This is a genomic window from Lysobacter sp. CA199, assembly GCF_052078715.1.
Classification (GTDB): Bacteria; Pseudomonadota; Gammaproteobacteria; order Xanthomonadales; family Xanthomonadaceae; genus Lysobacter.
The window spans coordinates 31,535-48,036 of the sequence record NZ_JBQJIL010000013.1 but is presented as its reverse complement, the minus strand read 5'-3'; the positions used below and the strand labels follow the sequence as shown (position 1 = coordinate 48,036).

Below are 16,502 nucleotides of genomic sequence, written 5' to 3'. Positions count from 1 at the left end.
GTGGGCCGCAAGAGCACCATCGAACGCGGGCCGGCCGAAGTACGGGCGGCGATCGACAAGCTGATCCGCAAGGGTCAGCTGACCCTCGACGAAATCCGCAAGTACATCGCCGAGCAGCACGGCGCCGAAGTGACGCCGAGCCGGTCGAGCCTGCACCGCTACACCGCCCAGCAGGAAGCCATGCTGGACAAGATGCGCGCGATCGACCAGGCCGCCCGTGTTGTTGTCGAGGAGTTGGGCGAGTCCCCGGACGATCGCGCTGGCGCGCTGCTCGTGCAGTCCATCACGACGCTGGCCACCGACGCGGCGATGCGAGCGCAGGTCGACGAGAACGCGCCGAGCATTGAGGAGGTGCGCAAGCTGGCACGCGCGGCAAAGGACGTGATGGGCGCACGCAAGGCCAGCTTGCAGGAACGTATTCAGATCGAGCGCCTCGCGCGCGACAAGCTGCTGCAGGAGCAATCCGACAAGCTGGAGCACATGGCGTCCGAGCAAGGCTTGGACAGTGACCAGGTGGCCTTCTGGCGTCGTGAGTTCCTAGGCATGCGCGGAGGGCCTGCATCGTGAAGGCGCTGGCCAGCACGGTACGCGTGGTCGAATGGGACGAACTGCCGGCGAGCGCGCGCGACGTGCCGGCCGACTTCGATCCGTTCGCCAACGGCATCCTCATGGCTCACCAGATCGCCTGGAACCAAATCCAGGCGCCGATCAAGGTGTGTCCCAAGGGTCGCCGCACTGGCATCACGTTTGCTACCGCGCTCGACAAGACGCTCAAGGCCGCTTCCAAGAAGTCGGCCGGCGGCGACAACGTGTTCTACATCGGCGACACCAAAGAAAAGGGACTGGAATTCATCGGCTATTGCGCGAAGTTCTCCCGCGTGATCGCCCGTGCGCAGTTGCAGGGCGTTTCGTCGATCGAAGAGTTCCTGTTCGACGACCAGGACGAGCAAGGCAACAGCAAGAAGATCACCGCGTATCGCATTCGCTACGCGTCCGGATTCCAGATCGTCGCGCTGTCCTCGCGGCCCGCCAACATCCGTGGCCTGCAGGGCGACGTTGTCATCGACGAGGCCGCGTTCCACCCCGACGTCCAGGGCGTGCTCGACGCGGCGACCGCGCTGCTGATCTGGGGCGGTTCTATCGCCGTCATCTCCAGCCACAACGGACGACGCAACGCGTTCAATCAGCTTTGCACCGATATACAAGAGGGTAAGTACGGCGTTGATGCGGTGGTGCTGACGGTGACCTTCGACGACGCGGTCAAAAATGGCTTGTACGAGCGGGCACGCTTGATGAAGGGCGAGCAGCCGACGGCCGAGGACAAAGCAAAGTGGTACGCGAAGGTCCGCAACGGCTACGGCGTGCGCAAAGCGGCGATGCGGGAGGAGTTGGACTGCGTCCCGCGCGATGGCAGCGGCGTGTGCCTGCCGGGCGTGTGGATCGACGAGGCGATGCGCAAGCCGCGACCGGTGCTGCGTCTGGTGCTGGGCGACGACTTTACGTCAAAGGCGCCGCGCGACCGAGAAGCGTGGATGACCGCGTGGATCGAGCAGCATGTCGCGCCGCTGCTCGCGGGCCTCGACCGCGATCGCCAGCATGTGCTCGGGCAGGACTATGCGCGGCATCGCCATTTTTCGACGATCGCGCCAATGGAGATCGCGCAAGACTTAAAGCGCATCGTCCCATTCGGCGTCGAGATGCACGGCGTCCCGACGCGCCAACAAGAGCAACTGCTGTGGGCCATCATCCGAGGGCTGCCGAACTTTCGCGGCGCCGCGATGGACGCCACCGGTCCGGGCCAAACCCTCGCCGAGTACACGGGCGACGAGTTCGGCACCGTCATTCACCAGGTGACACTGAGTCGCACGTGGTACGGCATATGGATGCCGAAGTTCGTGCAGGGCTTCGAGGACCGGATGATCGACCTGCCGGCCGATGCGTCGATCGCAGACGATCTGCGCGCGATCGAGGAGGTGGACGGCATCGCGATGGTGGTCAAGCCGGAGAAGCGCGACGTCAAAGACCCTGAGCTGCACCGCCACGGCGACTTTGCCGTCGCGCTCGCGCTGGGCTGGTTCGCGTCGCTCCACATGGTCGGCCGCTTCGACTACCAACCTGCGCCTAAGCATCCGCGTGGGTTCGACAACATACGCGACGGCGTCGAGGGCGACGACGATCTGCACATTCCGGAGCCAATGGCATGGTGAGCATTCTCGGGCCTGATGGCCAACCGATTCGCACCGAGGCGATCGCCGAGCCGCAAACGGCTCGGATCGCACAACTGCAGCGCGAGTTCCAAGGACACCCGAGCAGGGGTCTGACGCCTTCGCGCCTGGCGCAGATTCTGGAAGCGGCCGAACAGGGCGATTTGGTCGCGCAGTACGAACTGTTCGAGGACATGGAGGAGAAGGACGGCCACATCGCTGCGGAGATGGGCAAACGTCGTCGCGCCGTGTCTGGTCTCGACTGGGACATTGCGCCACCGCCGAACGCGTCGGCGAAGGAAAAAGAGATTGCCAAGCGAGTCAAGGAAACGATCGACGAGATCGCAGACTTCGACGAGCTGCTGTTCGACGTCACCGACGCGATCGGCAAGGCGTTCGTGAACATGGAGATCGAGTGGGACAAGTCAGATGGCGTGCGCGTACCCAAGAGCGTCACGCATCGGCCGCAGAGCTGGTTCCAGTTGTATCGTGGCTTCCGCCAGGAGATTCGACTGCGTGACGGTAGCCCCGACGGTGCGCCGCTGTGGCCGTTCGGCTGGATCACGCACACGCACAAGTGCAAGAGCGGCTACCTGGAGCGATCCGGTTTGTTCCGCGTGCTGGTGTGGCCGTATCTGTTCAAGAACTACTCGATCGCCGATCTGGCCGAGTGGCTGGAAATCTATGGCATCCCGCTGCGTCTCGGCAGCTATCCCGCCAGCGCGGGCGAGAAAGAGAAGGCGGCGCTGCTCCGTGCGTTGGTTCACATCGGGCACAACGCCGCCGGCATCATGCCGCAGGGCATGGAGGTCGATTTCCACGACGCAGCGACCGGCGACGCCAAAGCCTTCGAGCTGATGATGGACTGGTGCGAACGGACCGAATCCAAGGTGATCCTCGGCGCGACTCTTACCAGCCAGGCCGATCGCGGCAGCAACACGAATGCGCTGGGCAACGTTCACGAGGGTGTGCGCAAAGACCTGCGGGACTCGGACGCTCGCCAAGCGTCGGCGACGCTCACGCGTGACCTGGTGTATCCGATTGCGGCCCTTAGCGGCTGGGTGGACTCATACCGGAGGACGCCGCGGTTCGTGCTCAACACCAGCGAGCCCGAGGACATTAAGACCTACGCGGACGCGTTGCCGCCGCTGGTCAAACTTGGCTTGCGCATCGGCCGGCAATGGGCGCAAGAGAAACTCGGTATTCCGGAGCCGGAGGGCGACGAAGACGTTCTGAGCGAAGCAACGCCCGCCGCAGTGCCGGTGCCGCTCGCCGAATCCGATGATCCGGTGCCGCCGGTCGCCAACGCGACGCGCCGCGACGCCGTGGCGGCGCGAGCGCAACCCGACGACTACGTTGACGCCGTAGTCGAGCAGCTCGCGATGCGCGCGGGCCAGGTTACGGACGGCTGGCTCGCCACGATTCGCGCGATCGTGTCGTCGTCGTCGAGCTACGACGAGATGCTCGGCCGACTCGCGGAGTTGCTGACCACGCTCCCGCTCGACGAGCTGGGCGAGACGATCGAGGGCGCGATCGCGGCGAGCGGTTCGGCCGGTCGGTACGATGCGGCGATCGAGGGCGGCAATCGTGCCTGACGTTCGATTCGCCGCGCGGCCGTTCGCGGAACAGGTTGAATTCTTCCGCCGGAAAGTCAGCGTGCCGACTGCGGGCTGGTGGGACTTGAACCGCTCCGACCACGCCCACGGGTTCATGGTGGCCGGCGCCAACAAGCTCGACCTGGTTGACGACTTCCGCGTCGCCATCCAGGGCGCGATCGACAGCGGCGTGACGCTGGACGATTTCCGCAAGCGGTTCGATGGGATCGTCGCGAAGCATGGGTGGGAATACAACGGCGGCCGCAACTGGCGCTCGCGCATCATTTACGAGACCAACGTACGGCAGTCGTACAACGCGGGCCGCTGGGCGCAGTTCACTTCGCCGGACATGATCCAGGTCCGTCCGTTCCTGCAGTACCGCCACAACGATCGCGGACGCTCGCAGAATCCCCGGCCGCTGCACAAGAGCTGGGATGGCATTGTGCTGCGCTACGACGCGCCCTGGTGGAAGACCCACGCGCCGCAGAACGGTTGGGGCTGCAACTGCGGCATTCGCGCCTTGTCCGCAGCCGACCTCAAGCGCATGGGCAAGAGCGGCCCGGACCAGGCGCCCGACGACGGCACATACGCCTGGGTCGCACCGGATGGCGTCGCGCATCAGATACCGAACGGCATCGACCCGGGGTTTAATACCAACCAGGGCGAAGCGTCGCGCGCTCTGCCGGCCGCGCAGCGATTCGGCCAGCGTGTGATGGGCCTACCGCAGCCGTGGCGACAGCGCGCTCTGCAGGACGCGGGAAAGCGCGCTGCCGACTGGCACGCAGACGCGCCGCCCGCCATCGGCGCCGCCTTGGCTGGCCGTCTGCAGGCAACCGGCCAAAGTTACGCGGTCGGCATGTTGCGATCGGAGGTCGCCGATCACCTCGCACGCGCTTCCTCGTTGCCTTCGACTGCGACCATTGCGATCGCCGATTCCAACCTGGTCACGATGGCCCAGCAGGGTGCGAGCGCGTCGGCATTTCCCGCGTCGATTCTTCGCGACTTGCCGGCCGCATTGGCGAAGCCCGACGCGGTGTTCTACAACGCCGAGCGACGCTCGATCGCATACGCCTGGTCACAGCCTGGCCAGCGCGCCGCCGCGTTGACGATCGACCTCGACGCCGCTGATGTTCTCGACGGGGCGGCGATCAATGCGATCCGCTCCGGTGATCTGCTCGACCAGGCCGCGCTGATCCTGTCGGGCTTCGTGCTCATCTTCGGCCGGCTTTGACGAAAGGAAACGCGCATGAGCTTCCGCGTAGACATCACCATCGACCACGAGCGCGTGCAGCAGTTGTTTCAGCGGCTCATGGATGCCGGCGAGAACCTTTCACCGATCATGGCCGACCTGGCCGAGGGCCTGCTGCATCGGACGGAGGACCGGTTCGATACGCAGACCGCGCCGGATGGCAGCAAGTGGGCGCCGCTGACGCCGAGGTATGCCAAGCGCAAGTCGAAGAAGGGCTACACCGGGCCGCTGCTCGTGCGCGAGCGCAAGCTACGCGGCGAGCTGCGCCCAGACTGGGGTGCCGACTTCGCCGAGGTGGCCACCGCGAACGTGGCCTATGCGGCGATCCATCAGTTCGGCGGCCAGGCCGGAATGGCACCTGGTCCGGCGGCCATCCCTGCGCGCGAGTACATGGGCCTGGCGGAGGATGACCTGGCGTGGATCGAGGAGACGGTCGCGGACCACTTCGACCGCATCGCCGGCCTGGCTTGAGGCGGTCGCCAGAGACGCGCTACAAGCCCCTCGGAGGGCCGTGGGCGGTCCCGTCGTAGCGCAGCCACCCCGCTCGGGCCGCAGCGGCGGATTTAAAGCGGTTTAAAACCGGGTCCAGGGCCAGCGACCCGGTCGATATTCGGGCAGACTCTCCCGAACGGGGTGAAACGACCCCCGGTCCACCCGCCCGCCGACCAGGCGCGGCCCTCGCGCCCAGACGGCGTCGCCGGCCCCGGCCGAGCACCGAAAGTCTGTAGCGCGCGCTAATCCCAATGGAATCGCACGCGGCCCGAAGCTGGCCGTCATGCAGCGCACCCATTCCCCCGTAGCCCGATGCACCGCCAAGACCGCAGGTCGGATCGCGGTGGCCCCTTGCTATTCCCAGTTCCAGCTCGGCACCACGCCCGAGCTGGACGAAATCCAGGTGATGCCGGCGGGCGAGTTCCGCGCGCGCGACGGCCGCCCGGAGGGCATCGCGGCCTGGCGTATCGACGCGCAGATCGCGGCCCGCGTCATCGCGCGCTTCAAGCGCAACCAGACGCCGCTCGTCATCGACTACGAGCACCAGACGCTGGAAGCGAAGAAGAACGGACAGCCCGCGCCGGCTGCCGGCCGGTTTCGCGATTTGACCTGGCGCGATGGCGTCGGCTTGTTCGCCACCGTGACGCTCACGCCGCGCGCCCGTCAGTTCATCCAGGACGAGGAATACCTCTACTTCAGCCCGGTGTTCGCCTACGACGGCGAAACCGGCGAAGTCCTGGAAGTGCTCATGGGCGCGCTTACCAACGACCCCGCACTGGACGGCATGGCTCAAGTCGAGCTGCGTGCCGCCGCCCGTTACGCCTTCGATTACGAGGAAGAGGAAACCACCATGAAGAACAAGCTCCTGCTCGCCGTCTGCGCCGCGCTCGCCATCAAGGTCGAGGGCGAAGAGCCGGCCCTGGAAACCCAGGCGATCGCCGCGCTGACCACTCTCAAAGACAAGCCCGACCCGCTGGCCAGCGTGCGCACGGAACTCGGCCTGGCCGACACCGTCGCGGCCGAGGAAGTCGTCGCGGCGTGCAAGACGCTCAAGACGAAGGCCGCCACGCCGGCCGCGCCTGCGAACGCCAACCCCGATCCGACCAAGTACGTCGGCGTCGAAGTGGTCGAGGAACTCAAGACGCAGGTCGCTGCGCTGACTGCCACGAACACGGACCGCGCGATCGACGATCTGGTCAAGCCGGCACTGGCCGACGGCCGCCTGCTCGCCGCGCAGGAAACCTGGGCGCGTGATCTGGGCAAGCAAAGCATCGCGTCGCTGACCGCCTACCTGAAGACCGCGACGCCGATCGCCGCGCTCAGCAGCACGCAGACCGGCGGGCGGCAACCGGTCGTCGCGAACGTCCACGGCTTGAACGCCGACGAGCTGGCCATCTGCTCGGCGACGGGCGTCGATCCGGCCGAGTACGCCAAGACCAGCGCGGCTTGAGCCGCACTACCTCACGCCAGCGACTAAGGACACCCACATGGCTCTCTTGAAAGATCGTGACACTCGGCGCCGCGACGGCGTGTTGCTCAGCGACCCGGTCGCCGCGAACGCGGTGATCTATGCCGGCGCGCTGTACGCCATCAACGCCGCCGGCTTCGCCGTTCCGGCTACCGCCGTCGCCGCGCAGCGTACGCGTGGCGTCGCGCAATCCAGCGTCAACAACACCGGTGGCGGCGACGGCGGAAAATCCGTCGCCGGTCGTCGCGGCGCGTGGTTCAACTTCAAGAACAGCGCGGCGGCCGACGAGATCAAGCGCCTGGATATCGGCGCCGACTGCTACGTGGTCGATGACGAGACCGTCGCCAAGACGCACAACACCAACGCGCGGCCGAAGGCCGGCGTGATCCGCGACGTGGACGCTTCCGGCGTCTGGGTCGAGGTCTAACTCCACCCTTCGCCCAGGACGCCTAAGCATGATCCTCAACCGCAACAATCTCAGCATCCTCTATCGCGCGTTCTCCACCGCGTTCCAAACCGGCTTTGCCGGCTACGAATCGCAGTGGAAGATCGTCGCCACTGAAATCCCGTCGAGCACGTCGGAGAACGTGTACGGCTGGCTCGGTCAGATCCCGCGTATGCGCGAATGGATCGGCGACCGTGTCATCAAGAATCTGGCCCTGCACGAGTACGCCATCCGCAACAAAACCTTCGAGAACACCGTCGGCGTTCCGCGCGAGGATATCGAGGACGATCAATACGGCACGTACGCGCCGCTGGTTCAAGAGTTGGGCCGCACCGCTGCCGAGCACCCGGACGAGCTGACCTTTGCCCTGCTGAAGAACGGCTTCAATCAGGCCTGCTACGACGGCCAGTATTTCTTCGACACGGATCACCCGGTGCTCGACGAACAGGGCGCAACGATCTCGGTCAGCAACTTCGGCGGCGGTTCGGGCAAGGCGTGGATTCTCATCGACGACACGCGGGCGATTAAGCCGCTGATCTTCCAGCGTCGACGTGCGGCCAATTTCGTCGCCAAGACGCAACTCAACGACGACAACGTGTTCTTCGGTAACGAGTTCGTCTACGGCGTCGATGCGCGCTGGAACGTCGGCTTTGGCCTGTGGCAGCTCGCCTACGGCAGCAAGCAAGACCTGACGCCGGAGAACTTCGAGGCCGCGCTCGCCGCGATGACCGATATGAAGGGCGACCACGGCCGAGGCCTCGGCATCAAACCGCGCAAATTGCTGGTGCCAGCGTCGTTGCGCGCCGCCGCGCAAAAGATCGCCAAGGCCGAGAACGACGCGGCCGGCGCGACCAACATCAACAAGGACGTGGTCGAAGTCGTCGTGGTGCCGTGGCTCGCCTAACCGCGTAGCCGCTTGAACTGATCTCTCCCGCCGATGCACGGACCGCCCCAGGCAGCGCCCTGGGGCAGCCAAGGCAACACAACGGAAACCGTCATGACCCAAATCCTCGTCAAGTCCACCGTCGATGGCTTCCGCCGCGCCGGTATCGGGTTCACCCGCCAGGGTGTGCCTCTCGAATCCACCGATCTCACGCAGGATCAACTGCGCGCGATTCTCAACGAACCTAACCTGGTCGTCGGTCCGGTGATCGACGGCGACACCGTCGAGCAGCTCATCGACTCGCTGGGCGCTGCCGACGACAAGGCCAGCGACGACAAGGCCAGCGACGACAAGGCCAGCGGCGGCAAGGCTAGCGCAGCCGCCAAGGCTGCGACCAAAGAACCGGCGCCGAAGTAAACGTGTACATCTCGCTCGTCCAGCTTGCGGAGGAACCTGGTGCGCTGGAGCTGGCCCAAACGGCCAGCACCAGCCACGAGGTCATCGTCGATGCCGAACTCATGGACCGCACGTTGCGCGATCTCGATCGCAGCAGCTACCCGGCCATCGAGATCGCAGCAGCCGACGAAGCGCGGTCGCGCATCATCGAGCTGATCGACGAGGCGGACGCGCTCATCGACGGCTATCTCGCGCGACGCTACAAGCTGCCGCTGCCGCGCATCCCCAAGCTACTCAGCACCTGGGCGCGCGCCATCGTGCGCTACAAGCTGCACCCGCAGCGCCACGGCGACGAGCGGACCGACCCGGTGGTCCGCGATTACCGCGACGCGCTGAAGTTCCTGGAGCTGGTTGCAACCGGCAAGTTCAGCCTCGGCATCGACGACCCCAACGAGGGGCCGCAATCCGAGGGCGGCGTGCAGTTCGAGACAGGTTTCAAAGTCTTCGGACGAAAGGTGTTGCCGTGATCCGGATTGCTGAGGATTGGCTCGCACCGGAAGCGTTGATCGTCGCACGCCTGAAAGACCAGGTGCGCGGCCTGCGCGCGGTCTACAGCACGCAGGAACTCGACAGCCTCGAAGGCCAAGCCGACCCGCGCGCACCCGCCACGCCTTCCGCGCACGTCTTCTATGCAGGTGATCGCCCGATGAGCGGAACCGGCCAGGGCGACGTCCAGGTGATCGACCAGCTCTGGGGCGTCGGCCTGGTGGTCGTCAATGCGCGCGGCGCCCCTGACGCCCGCAAGGACGCAGGCGCGCTAATCCCGCTCCTGTTGCGCAGCGTGGTCGGCTGGGACTGCGGCGTCATCGGGTTGAAGCCCTTTCGTCGTGCGCCGATCGCGACCACCCCGCGCTACTACGAAGGCGGCAAAGCAATTTTCCCTCTGTTCTTCGCCACGAGAGTGATCGCATGAAAGTGAAGCTGCTGAAAGTCCACAACCACGAAGGCCGCGACTGTGCGATCGGCGAAACGATCGAGGTTCCGGACGTCATCGCGCACTGGCTCGTTGAGCAGGAGGTGATTGCTCCGATTGCCGCCGCCAGCGACAAGGGCCGCAACAACGCCACCGAGGAGACCAAGTGATGGCGACCAACACGCAATATTTCTCGCTGCAGGGCAAGCTCCATATCGGCAAGCGTCTGCCCAACGGTTCGCTTGGCGCGCTGCGCTGGGCAGAGAACTGCCCGAAGTTCGACCTGACCATCGAGACCGAGGAAGAGTCGATCAAGGAAAGCTGGTCTGGCCAGAAGCTGGAAGACTTGATCCTCGAAAAATCCAAGACGGTCAAGGTCGCGCTGAGCCTGCACGGTTTCAGTCCCGACAACGTCGCGATGGGCTTCTACTCCAAGCTGTTCAAGCGCGTCGCGGGCACGGTAACCAACGAACCGCTGCCGGCTGATCTGAAGGTCGGCGACTATTTCAAACTCGACAAGCCCAACACGAGCAGCATCGTGCTCACCGATAGTACGGCGTCGCCGGTCACCCTGGTGGTAGGCACCCACTACCGCATCGACTCGCAGTTCGGCGGCATCGGCGAACTCATCAGCGTCTCGGGCATCACCCAGCCGATCAAGGGCGCGTATAGCTACGCCGAATCCAATGCCTTGCCGTTGTTCACGCAGCGGCCGGAAGAGGTGTGGCTCGTATTCGACGGCAAGAACACTACCGATGGCAGCTCGGTGCTTATCGACCTGTATCGCACAAAGTTCAAGCCTGCCGCATCGCTGCCGATCATCAACAACGAGGGCGTCGGCACGATCGACCTCGAAGGCAGCGTGCTGCTCGACGGCGGCAAGGTCGCGGACCCGACCCTGGGTGGCTTCGGCCGCATGGTCTTCAAGGGCACGACCTGATGGCTAAGAAGATCGAGAAACCGCAACCGCAGTCGGCGCCCGAGGGCGCCGACACTGCCGGCGTCGAAGAACTGGGCGTCCTCTATCCGGAGCGAACGCTGACGATCGGCAACGAGAAGGTCGTCGTCAACGAGATTGGCTTCGTGCAGAGCTTGATGCTGCACGATCACGTCTCGCCGATCGTGGCTGCGATCGAGGCTTTGATGACGGCGTCCAACGAGGCCCCGGACTTCCTGCAAGTCACCAAGGTGTTCGCCACCAATCGCGCGGCGACCATCGAACTGCTGATGGCTGCCACGGGTAAGGACGCCGCGTGGCTCAACGGATTGAATGCCGTGCAGGGCCACCAACTGCTGCTGATCTTCTGGGGCACCAACGCCGATTTTTTTATCCAGAGCGCGATGAACGAGCTGGCGATTCGTCGCGAACAGGCGAGATTGTCGGCTGGGGCGAGATCCACGCAACCCTCATCGCCCACGGACACCGGCCCGACGAACTCCGGCGGTACACCGCCCGCCAGTTGAAGTTGTTTTACGAGGAAGCATCCAGGCGCGACATGCGCCTGCGTGCCGATCGCACCGAGGAGGCCGCAATGGCCTTCGGCGGCAAGAGCCTGGCCGAGTGGATTAACGCCCTGCGCCAGCCGAAACCCAAACGCAAGAAGCGAAGCCCTCGACCCGCGAAGCCCAAATGACCGATCGCACCGTCAACCTGGTAGTCCGCGCCAACGCTCGCCAGGTGGCGGTTGCGATGCAACAGGGCAGCGCCGCCATGCGCGGCCTGGCCAACGAGGCAAACACGCAGGGTCGTCGCGCGGAGACGGGCTTGGCGCAGGTCGCACGCGGCGCCGACCAGGTCACGCGCCAAGTCGCAGCCGCCCGCGCGGCGCTCGTCGGATTCTTCAGCATCCAGGCAGCGGCGCGAGGCGTGGCTGGCCTGGCCGCGCAGGCGGACCAGTACGCAAACATCACCGCCCGCATCAAGCTGGCCACCAACGGGCAGGAGGAATTCCGCGCCGCCGAGGCCGCCGTGTTCGCCATCTCTCAGCGCACGTCGTCGTCGCTGGAGTCCACCGCGACGCTCTACAGCCGCATCAATGCGGCTTTGAAGGATCAAGGCGGGTCGCAACGCGAAGTCTTGGGCCTGACCGAAACGATCAACCAGGCGATGGCCGTCTCGGGCGCCAGCGCCTCGGAGTCCGCTGGCGCGATCGTGCAGCTCGCGCAGGCGTTCTCGGCGGGTGCGCTGCGAGGTGACGAGTTCAATTCGGTCAACGAGGCCGCGCCGCGCCTCATGCAGGCGCTGGCCAGCAGCCTCGGCGTGACGCGCGGCGAGCTGCGCAAGATGGCCGAGGACGGCCAGCTCACCAGCGACAAGCTGCGTAAAGCCTTCTCGGGAAGCGAGGCCGGCAAGATCGCGGCCGAGTACGCCCAGCTCCCGATCACCATCGAACGCAGCATCACCCAGCTCGGGAACGCGGTCACGCGCTACATCGGCCAGGCCGACCAGGTCAACGGTGTCTCGTCGCTGCTGTCGGGCGCGGTCGTGGGCGTAGCCGACAACTTCGACATTCTGGCCAACACGATCGGGTTCGTCGCCGTTGCGATGGCGGGACGTCTGGTGGCATCCACGACCGCGACCGTCGCGGCTAAGGCGCGGGCGGTCATCGCGACCCAGCAGCAGATTCGCGCAGAGCTGCTCGCCGCTCAAGCCGCTGAGGCGGGTGCCCGTGCCCAGGTCAACAAGGCGCGTGCGCTCGCGCTGGGCGGCGCCGGTACGACGCGCCTGGTCGCTGCCGAGACGGCATTGGCCGCCGCGAGCGCGCGCACGGCGGCGGCGACGGAGGCCGCGTCGCGGGCCATCACGATCAAGACGGCGGCGATGCGCGGCTTGAACGCGGTGATGGGCGCCTTCGGTGGACCGGTAGGTATCGTCATCACCGGCCTGGTGCTCCTGATCTCGTACCTGCACAACGCGGGCGAGGAATCCAAGCGCGCCTCGGAAGAGATCAAGCAGGGGTTCCGGGGTGCGCGCCAGGCGCTGGACGACTTCAACAAAGCGCCGGCCGCGTCGGGCGTCGATACGCTGTCGGACGTGCCCGAGCAGATCGAGAAGATCAAGGCGCGAATCGCCGAGCTGCGCGAGCTGGGCACCGAGAACCTCGGCGAAACGTTTGGCCCGCTCACCGAGTCCATCCGCCTCACCAACGAAGAGATCAAGTTCAACGAGCTGCGCCTGGACGCGCTGACCAAGGGCTATGACCGCGCGGTGGGCAGCGTCGCGGACATGATCCAGAACATGGCCGGCATCCAGCAGCCGACGACCAAAGCGCGCCAGGAAATCGTGTCGCTCGCGGACAGCCTGGTGCGTAGCGGCGTAGATATGGACACGGCGCGTCCAAAAATCCAGGCACTGATCGAGAAGCTGTTCGGCGCCGAGGCTGCCGCGCGTGCGGCCGCGTCCGGGCTGCGGGAGATTCGAGCCGCAGCCAACCTCGGCGGTATCGCCGAGAAGCTCAACGACGACCTAGCCAAGCTGCGTCTCGATCAATCCGAGCTGCAGTACGGCAAAGCATTTCGCATGCGCGAAGAGTTCGAGCAAAGCCTGCTGAAGAACAACGCAGGCTCTGCGCCGCGCGAGGAAGTAAGGCGGCTGCGCGAGCTGAACAACGAACGCATTCGCCTGACCCTGGAGAATGACAAGGCCAAGGAATCCGAGCGCGGTGTCGCGCGCGGGCATCGGGAGGCCGCGGCCGAGGCCAGGAAGGGCGCGACTGAACTCAAGCGCCTCAATGAGGCGCAGCGGGACTTCCGCGCGGAAACGGAGCGCCTGTCCGCATCCAATCGCGGCCCGCTGTTCGCTGCCCAGGTCGCCACCGCGCAAGCTCGGTCTGCCGCTGAACGGGAGGCCGCCACCAACAAGTTCTCGCCGACCGACCTGCAGTCGCGGCTGGCCGCGATCGACCAGCAGTTCAAAAGGCAGGTCCAGGACACGATCGACAGCGGCCGCCAGTTGCTGCTCGAATCCACGGGCCAGATCGTCGAGGCTGCGACCGCAGAGGCCACAAAGAAGTATCAGGAAACGATCGACTACTTCATGTCGATCGGCGACCAGGCGAACGCATCGCTTTACCGCAAGCTGTTCAACGCCGACGTCGCGAAAGCAGAACTTGAAGCAGTTGACCGCCAGGTGCAGCAGACCTTTAGCAACCTGCAGCGGCAGGAGCAATCGGTGCAGGCGCAGCAGCAAGCGGGCGCGATCACCGAGTACGACGCCCGTCAACGACTCCTCGATCTCTACCGCGAGCAGGGTCTTACCGTGGAGCGCCTGCTGCCGCGTATGCAGGCGCTCGCGGACGCTTCGGGCGATCCCAATGCGGTCGAGAATGTCGCGCGCATCCGCGCCGAACTGGAGCGGATGCAAGGCACGACCGATCTGCTGCAGCAGTCCATCGCCAACACATTCGAGGGGTCGTTCTCCAATCTGCTGACCACGCTCACCGATGGCACGACGAGCCTGCGTGACGCCGTGACCGGCTTTCTACTGGATATGACGAAGGGCATCGCGCAGTTCGCAGCGGCGCAGAGCGCCCAAGCCCTGACCGCATCGCTACTGTCACGCGTGTCAAAGGTCGCTGACACAGGCGTCGAAGCGGTTGCGACGACCGCTGCGATCGCGACCGCCTCGACGGCCGGTGCAGCGGCGTTGGGTGCCGGCGTCATGACCGGTGCCGCCACCGGCTCAGCGACGATCGCTGCGGCAATAGGTGCTGGCGGCGCTACCGCAGCAGGATCGATGACCGCCGCCATTACGACGGCGGGCGGTATCGCTGCGTCTCAGATGGCGACAGCGATCGCGACAGCCAGCGCGGCAACGTCCGGCTTCGCTGACGGCGGCTACACCGGCGACGGCGGCAAGTACCAGCCCAAGGGCATCGTCCACGCGGGCGAGTACGTCATCAAGGCGTCGCAGGTGCGGCGCTATGGCATGGGCATCTTCGACGCGCTCAACCAGGGGCGCTACCCGCACGCGCCGATTCGCCAGATACACGCGCCGCGCGCCGGCTACGCCGAAGGCGGCCTGGTCGGCGCGATGGGGTCGCCAACGGTCAACAACCGCTTTCGCTTCATCAACGTGCTGGACGTCAAATCCATTGGCGAGGCGCTTGTGAGTTCGGGCTGGCTGGAGCGCGAGGTGGTCAACGTCATCAACACGAACAGCAGCACTTTGGGACCGGGATAACGAATGACCACCAAGATCGGCACCGCAACTAACTACGCTGACCTGCTGACGAAGCTGGATGCGTTCCTGACGGCGACTGGGCACGCCTGGGGTCTGACCTTCACGGGCGCCGGCAACGGCCGTCTGCGCGGCCCTGGCGGCACCGTGGGCGGTTACATCGGCACCGCATCGTCGGTGACCGAGACCATCCACGTCGTCGCAAGCAGCGCAACGACGTTCAACGTCACGGGTACGACGACCGGCGCACTGGGCACGGCGACCGTCGGCGTGGACTTCACAAGCGCCGTTGTGGAGTTCCGAATCGTCGCCGGCACGACGGCATTCCAGGCAGGCGACGAGTTCGCCCTCAATACCGGGCCGAAGTGGAAGCGCCTTCGCCTCGGCGGCTGTCTCGAAACGACCTATCGCACCGCGAGCATGACCAACGTCGCGCAGTTGTTCGACGGGATCACAGACACTGCCATTCCGGCGTCTGCTCTGCCAGGCACCGTTCGCGTCGAGATGATGGTTCCGACTGAAGTGCGCGCCGTCGCCATCTGGTGCGGAGCGGTCAACACCTCGCCGAAGGATTTCGCACTGGAGTGGTCCGACGATGGCAGCGCGTGGACCGTAGCCCAAGCGTGGAGCGGGCAGACGTGGCCGGCCCAGTACTCGCGCCGTGATTTTCTCGTGACCGTCGCGCCCGGCGCGCATCGCTACTGGCGGATCAACATCACGGCTGCACAAACGGCAAGCCTGACGATGACTGAGGTCAGGCTGTTCGCAGACACCGGCATGAAGTGGGACGTGTCGTCGCGCGTCGAGTTCGCATGGGAGGCGCCGGGCTACGACGGCGCGCAGAAGATTTACGCGGCGGGGTTCACTGATACCAACGTGCCGACCGACTACTTCAACCTAGTGTTCCGTGGCTATCGCTACTGGCTCGATCCGCAAATGTCGGTGCTCGACGTGCCCAACCACAGTGGCAACAAGGCGCTGCTGCTGTCCAAGACGCCGATCGCGTATTGGATCACCGTCAATGGCGCCCGCGTCATCATCGCGGTGCGAGTTTCGTCGTTCTACCAGTTCGCATACATCGGCTTCGGGTTGCCCTACGAGACGCCCGACGCCCATCAGTTTCCGTATCTGGTGGGCGCACCGTATCCGGGCCTCGGCGCTCGTTGGGACATCAGCAACATCGCCCGCTATCGAAACCCGTGCGATCCCGGCTCGGTTGGCAGTTCCACAGGCGACAACTGTTGCTTGGCGGCGATATTTCCGAACGGGGAGATGATCCAGGTCGGCAATAGGTCCGACAGCTCAAGCAGCGCGGATGGCACCGGGTACTCGAACAGCACCGCCAGAACCTGGCCGTACTCGCTTGAAGTGAACGGACAAATGATGCCGAGGGAATGGGGAGACAACTACGAGGGCTCCAAGGCGTCGTTGCCCGTCGTCATCTACAAGCACACCGCGCCGATTCATCAGTGGGGCGAGTTCGATGGCGTCGTCTGGATAACCGGTCACCGCAACAGCGCGGAGACGATCGAGCAAATGGGCGCGATCGACTTCATCGCCATTCCTAATGTCAACCGCTCGGGCTTCGAGCACTACTGCGCGATCGCGCTGGACTAAC

The 16,502-nt window shown here is 65.3% G+C and carries 17 protein-coding genes; all 17 read left to right on the top strand.

Features of this window, described 5'->3' with window-relative positions; genetic code table 11:
- The 17 genes from ACTOWJ_RS22700 (at nt 1) to ACTOWJ_RS22620 (ending at nt 16,501) form a co-directional block, all read left to right on the top strand.
- On the top strand, nt 1-567 hold the full coding sequence (locus tag ACTOWJ_RS22700; protein ID WP_441336895.1) for a phage protein Gp27 family protein: 567 nt from the start codon (nt 1-3) through the stop codon (nt 565-567).
- Nucleotides 564-2,207, top strand: a complete 1,644-nt coding sequence (locus tag ACTOWJ_RS22695) for a hypothetical protein (protein WP_441336894.1) — start codon at nt 564-566, stop codon at nt 2,205-2,207. The genes ACTOWJ_RS22700 and ACTOWJ_RS22695 overlap by 4 nt, the downstream gene beginning before the upstream one ends.
- Nucleotides 2,201-3,799, top strand: coding sequence for a DUF935 domain-containing protein (locus ACTOWJ_RS22690; protein ID WP_441336893.1), 1,599 nt, complete (start codon nt 2,201-2,203; stop codon nt 3,797-3,799). Before ACTOWJ_RS22695 ends, ACTOWJ_RS22690 begins: the two co-directional genes overlap by 7 nt.
- A gap of 115 nt (nt 3,800-3,914) precedes the next feature.
- Nucleotides 3,915-5,030, top strand: a complete 1,116-nt coding sequence (locus ACTOWJ_RS22685) for a phage head morphogenesis protein (RefSeq protein WP_441336892.1) — start codon at nt 3,915-3,917, stop codon at nt 5,028-5,030.
- A 15-nt stretch (nt 5,031-5,045) separates the two neighbouring features.
- Nucleotides 5,046-5,519 (top strand): phage virion morphogenesis protein, encoded by a 474-nt coding sequence (locus ACTOWJ_RS22680; RefSeq protein WP_441336891.1) that lies wholly within the window; start codon nt 5,046-5,048, stop codon nt 5,517-5,519.
- Between the two features lie 304 nt (nt 5,520-5,823).
- Nucleotides 5,824-6,990 (top strand): phage protease, encoded by a 1,167-nt coding sequence (locus ACTOWJ_RS22675; RefSeq protein WP_441336890.1) that lies wholly within the window; start codon nt 5,824-5,826, stop codon nt 6,988-6,990.
- A gap of 37 nt (nt 6,991-7,027) precedes the next feature.
- On the top strand, nt 7,028-7,435 hold the full coding sequence (locus tag ACTOWJ_RS22670) for a hypothetical protein (RefSeq protein ID WP_441336889.1): 408 nt from the start codon (nt 7,028-7,030) through the stop codon (nt 7,433-7,435).
- 28 nt (nt 7,436-7,463) lie between these two features.
- Complete coding sequence (locus ACTOWJ_RS22665; RefSeq protein WP_441336888.1) at nt 7,464-8,357, top strand: Mu-like prophage major head subunit gpT family protein; 894 nt, start codon at nt 7,464-7,466, stop codon at nt 8,355-8,357.
- 93 nt (nt 8,358-8,450) lie between these two features.
- On the top strand, nt 8,451-8,753 hold the full coding sequence (locus tag ACTOWJ_RS22660) for an HI1506-related protein (protein ID WP_441336887.1): 303 nt from the start codon (nt 8,451-8,453) through the stop codon (nt 8,751-8,753).
- Between the two features lie 2 nt (nt 8,754-8,755).
- The gene (locus ACTOWJ_RS22655; protein WP_441336886.1) at nt 8,756-9,259 is read left to right on the top strand and encodes a gp436 family protein; all 504 of its coding nucleotides are present in this window, start codon (nt 8,756-8,758) and stop codon (nt 9,257-9,259) included.
- Nucleotides 9,256-9,705, top strand: coding sequence for a phage tail terminator protein (locus ACTOWJ_RS22650; RefSeq protein WP_441336885.1), 450 nt, complete (start codon nt 9,256-9,258; stop codon nt 9,703-9,705). The genes ACTOWJ_RS22655 and ACTOWJ_RS22650 overlap by 4 nt, the downstream gene beginning before the upstream one ends.
- On the top strand, nt 9,702-9,875 hold the full coding sequence (locus ACTOWJ_RS22645) for a DUF7210 family protein (RefSeq protein WP_441336884.1): 174 nt from the start codon (nt 9,702-9,704) through the stop codon (nt 9,873-9,875). The genes ACTOWJ_RS22650 and ACTOWJ_RS22645 overlap by 4 nt, the downstream gene beginning before the upstream one ends.
- A complete protein-coding gene (locus ACTOWJ_RS22640; RefSeq protein WP_441336883.1) occupies nt 9,875-10,645 on the top strand; it encodes a hypothetical protein in 771 nt (256 codons plus the stop codon). Before ACTOWJ_RS22645 ends, ACTOWJ_RS22640 begins: the two co-directional genes overlap by 1 nt.
- Entirely contained in the window at nt 10,645-11,169 is a 525-nt protein-coding gene (locus tag ACTOWJ_RS22635) for a DUF6631 family protein (protein ID WP_441336882.1), read from the top strand. Before ACTOWJ_RS22640 ends, ACTOWJ_RS22635 begins: the two co-directional genes overlap by 1 nt.
- 32 nt (nt 11,170-11,201) lie before the next feature.
- Nucleotides 11,202-11,339: a hypothetical protein gene (locus tag ACTOWJ_RS22630; protein ID WP_441336881.1), complete on the top strand. Its 138-nt coding sequence runs from the start codon at nt 11,202-11,204 to the stop codon at nt 11,337-11,339.
- Nucleotides 11,336-14,887, top strand: coding sequence for a tape measure protein (locus ACTOWJ_RS22625; protein ID WP_441336880.1), 3,552 nt, complete (start codon nt 11,336-11,338; stop codon nt 14,885-14,887). The genes ACTOWJ_RS22630 and ACTOWJ_RS22625 overlap by 4 nt, the downstream gene beginning before the upstream one ends.
- A 3-nt stretch (nt 14,888-14,890) precedes the next feature.
- Nucleotides 14,891-16,501, top strand: a complete 1,611-nt coding sequence (locus ACTOWJ_RS22620; RefSeq protein WP_441336879.1) for a hypothetical protein — start codon at nt 14,891-14,893, stop codon at nt 16,499-16,501.
- Nucleotide 16,502 lies beyond the last annotated feature (1 nt).

Excerpts from the sequence above, each read along its gene's own strand:
- ACTOWJ_RS22690 (WP_441336893.1), top strand. The coding sequence starts at position 2,201 with ATGGTGAGCATTCTCGGGCCTGATGGCCAACCGATTCGCACCGAGGCG.
- ACTOWJ_RS22685 (WP_441336892.1), top strand. The coding sequence starts at position 3,915 with ATGGTGGCCGGCGCCAACAAGCTCGACCTGGTTGACGACTTCCGCGTC.
- ACTOWJ_RS22680 (WP_441336891.1), top strand. The coding sequence starts at position 5,046 with ATGAGCTTCCGCGTAGACATCACCATCGACCACGAGCGCGTGCAGCAG.
- ACTOWJ_RS22675 (WP_441336890.1), top strand. The coding sequence starts at position 5,824 with ATGCAGCGCACCCATTCCCCCGTAGCCCGATGCACCGCCAAGACCGCA.
- ACTOWJ_RS22670 (WP_441336889.1), top strand. The coding sequence starts at position 7,028 with ATGGCTCTCTTGAAAGATCGTGACACTCGGCGCCGCGACGGCGTGTTG.
- ACTOWJ_RS22665 (WP_441336888.1), top strand. The coding sequence starts at position 7,464 with ATGATCCTCAACCGCAACAATCTCAGCATCCTCTATCGCGCGTTCTCC.
- ACTOWJ_RS22660 (WP_441336887.1), top strand. The coding sequence starts at position 8,451 with ATGACCCAAATCCTCGTCAAGTCCACCGTCGATGGCTTCCGCCGCGCC.
- ACTOWJ_RS22645 (WP_441336884.1), top strand. The coding sequence starts at position 9,702 with ATGAAAGTGAAGCTGCTGAAAGTCCACAACCACGAAGGCCGCGACTGT.
- ACTOWJ_RS22640 (WP_441336883.1), top strand. The coding sequence starts at position 9,875 with ATGGCGACCAACACGCAATATTTCTCGCTGCAGGGCAAGCTCCATATC.
- ACTOWJ_RS22635 (WP_441336882.1), top strand. The coding sequence starts at position 10,645 with ATGGCTAAGAAGATCGAGAAACCGCAACCGCAGTCGGCGCCCGAGGGC.
- ACTOWJ_RS22630 (WP_441336881.1), top strand. The coding sequence starts at position 11,202 with ATGCGCCTGCGTGCCGATCGCACCGAGGAGGCCGCAATGGCCTTCGGC.
- ACTOWJ_RS22625 (WP_441336880.1), top strand. The coding sequence starts at position 11,336 with ATGACCGATCGCACCGTCAACCTGGTAGTCCGCGCCAACGCTCGCCAG.
- ACTOWJ_RS22620 (WP_441336879.1), top strand. The coding sequence starts at position 14,891 with ATGACCACCAAGATCGGCACCGCAACTAACTACGCTGACCTGCTGACG.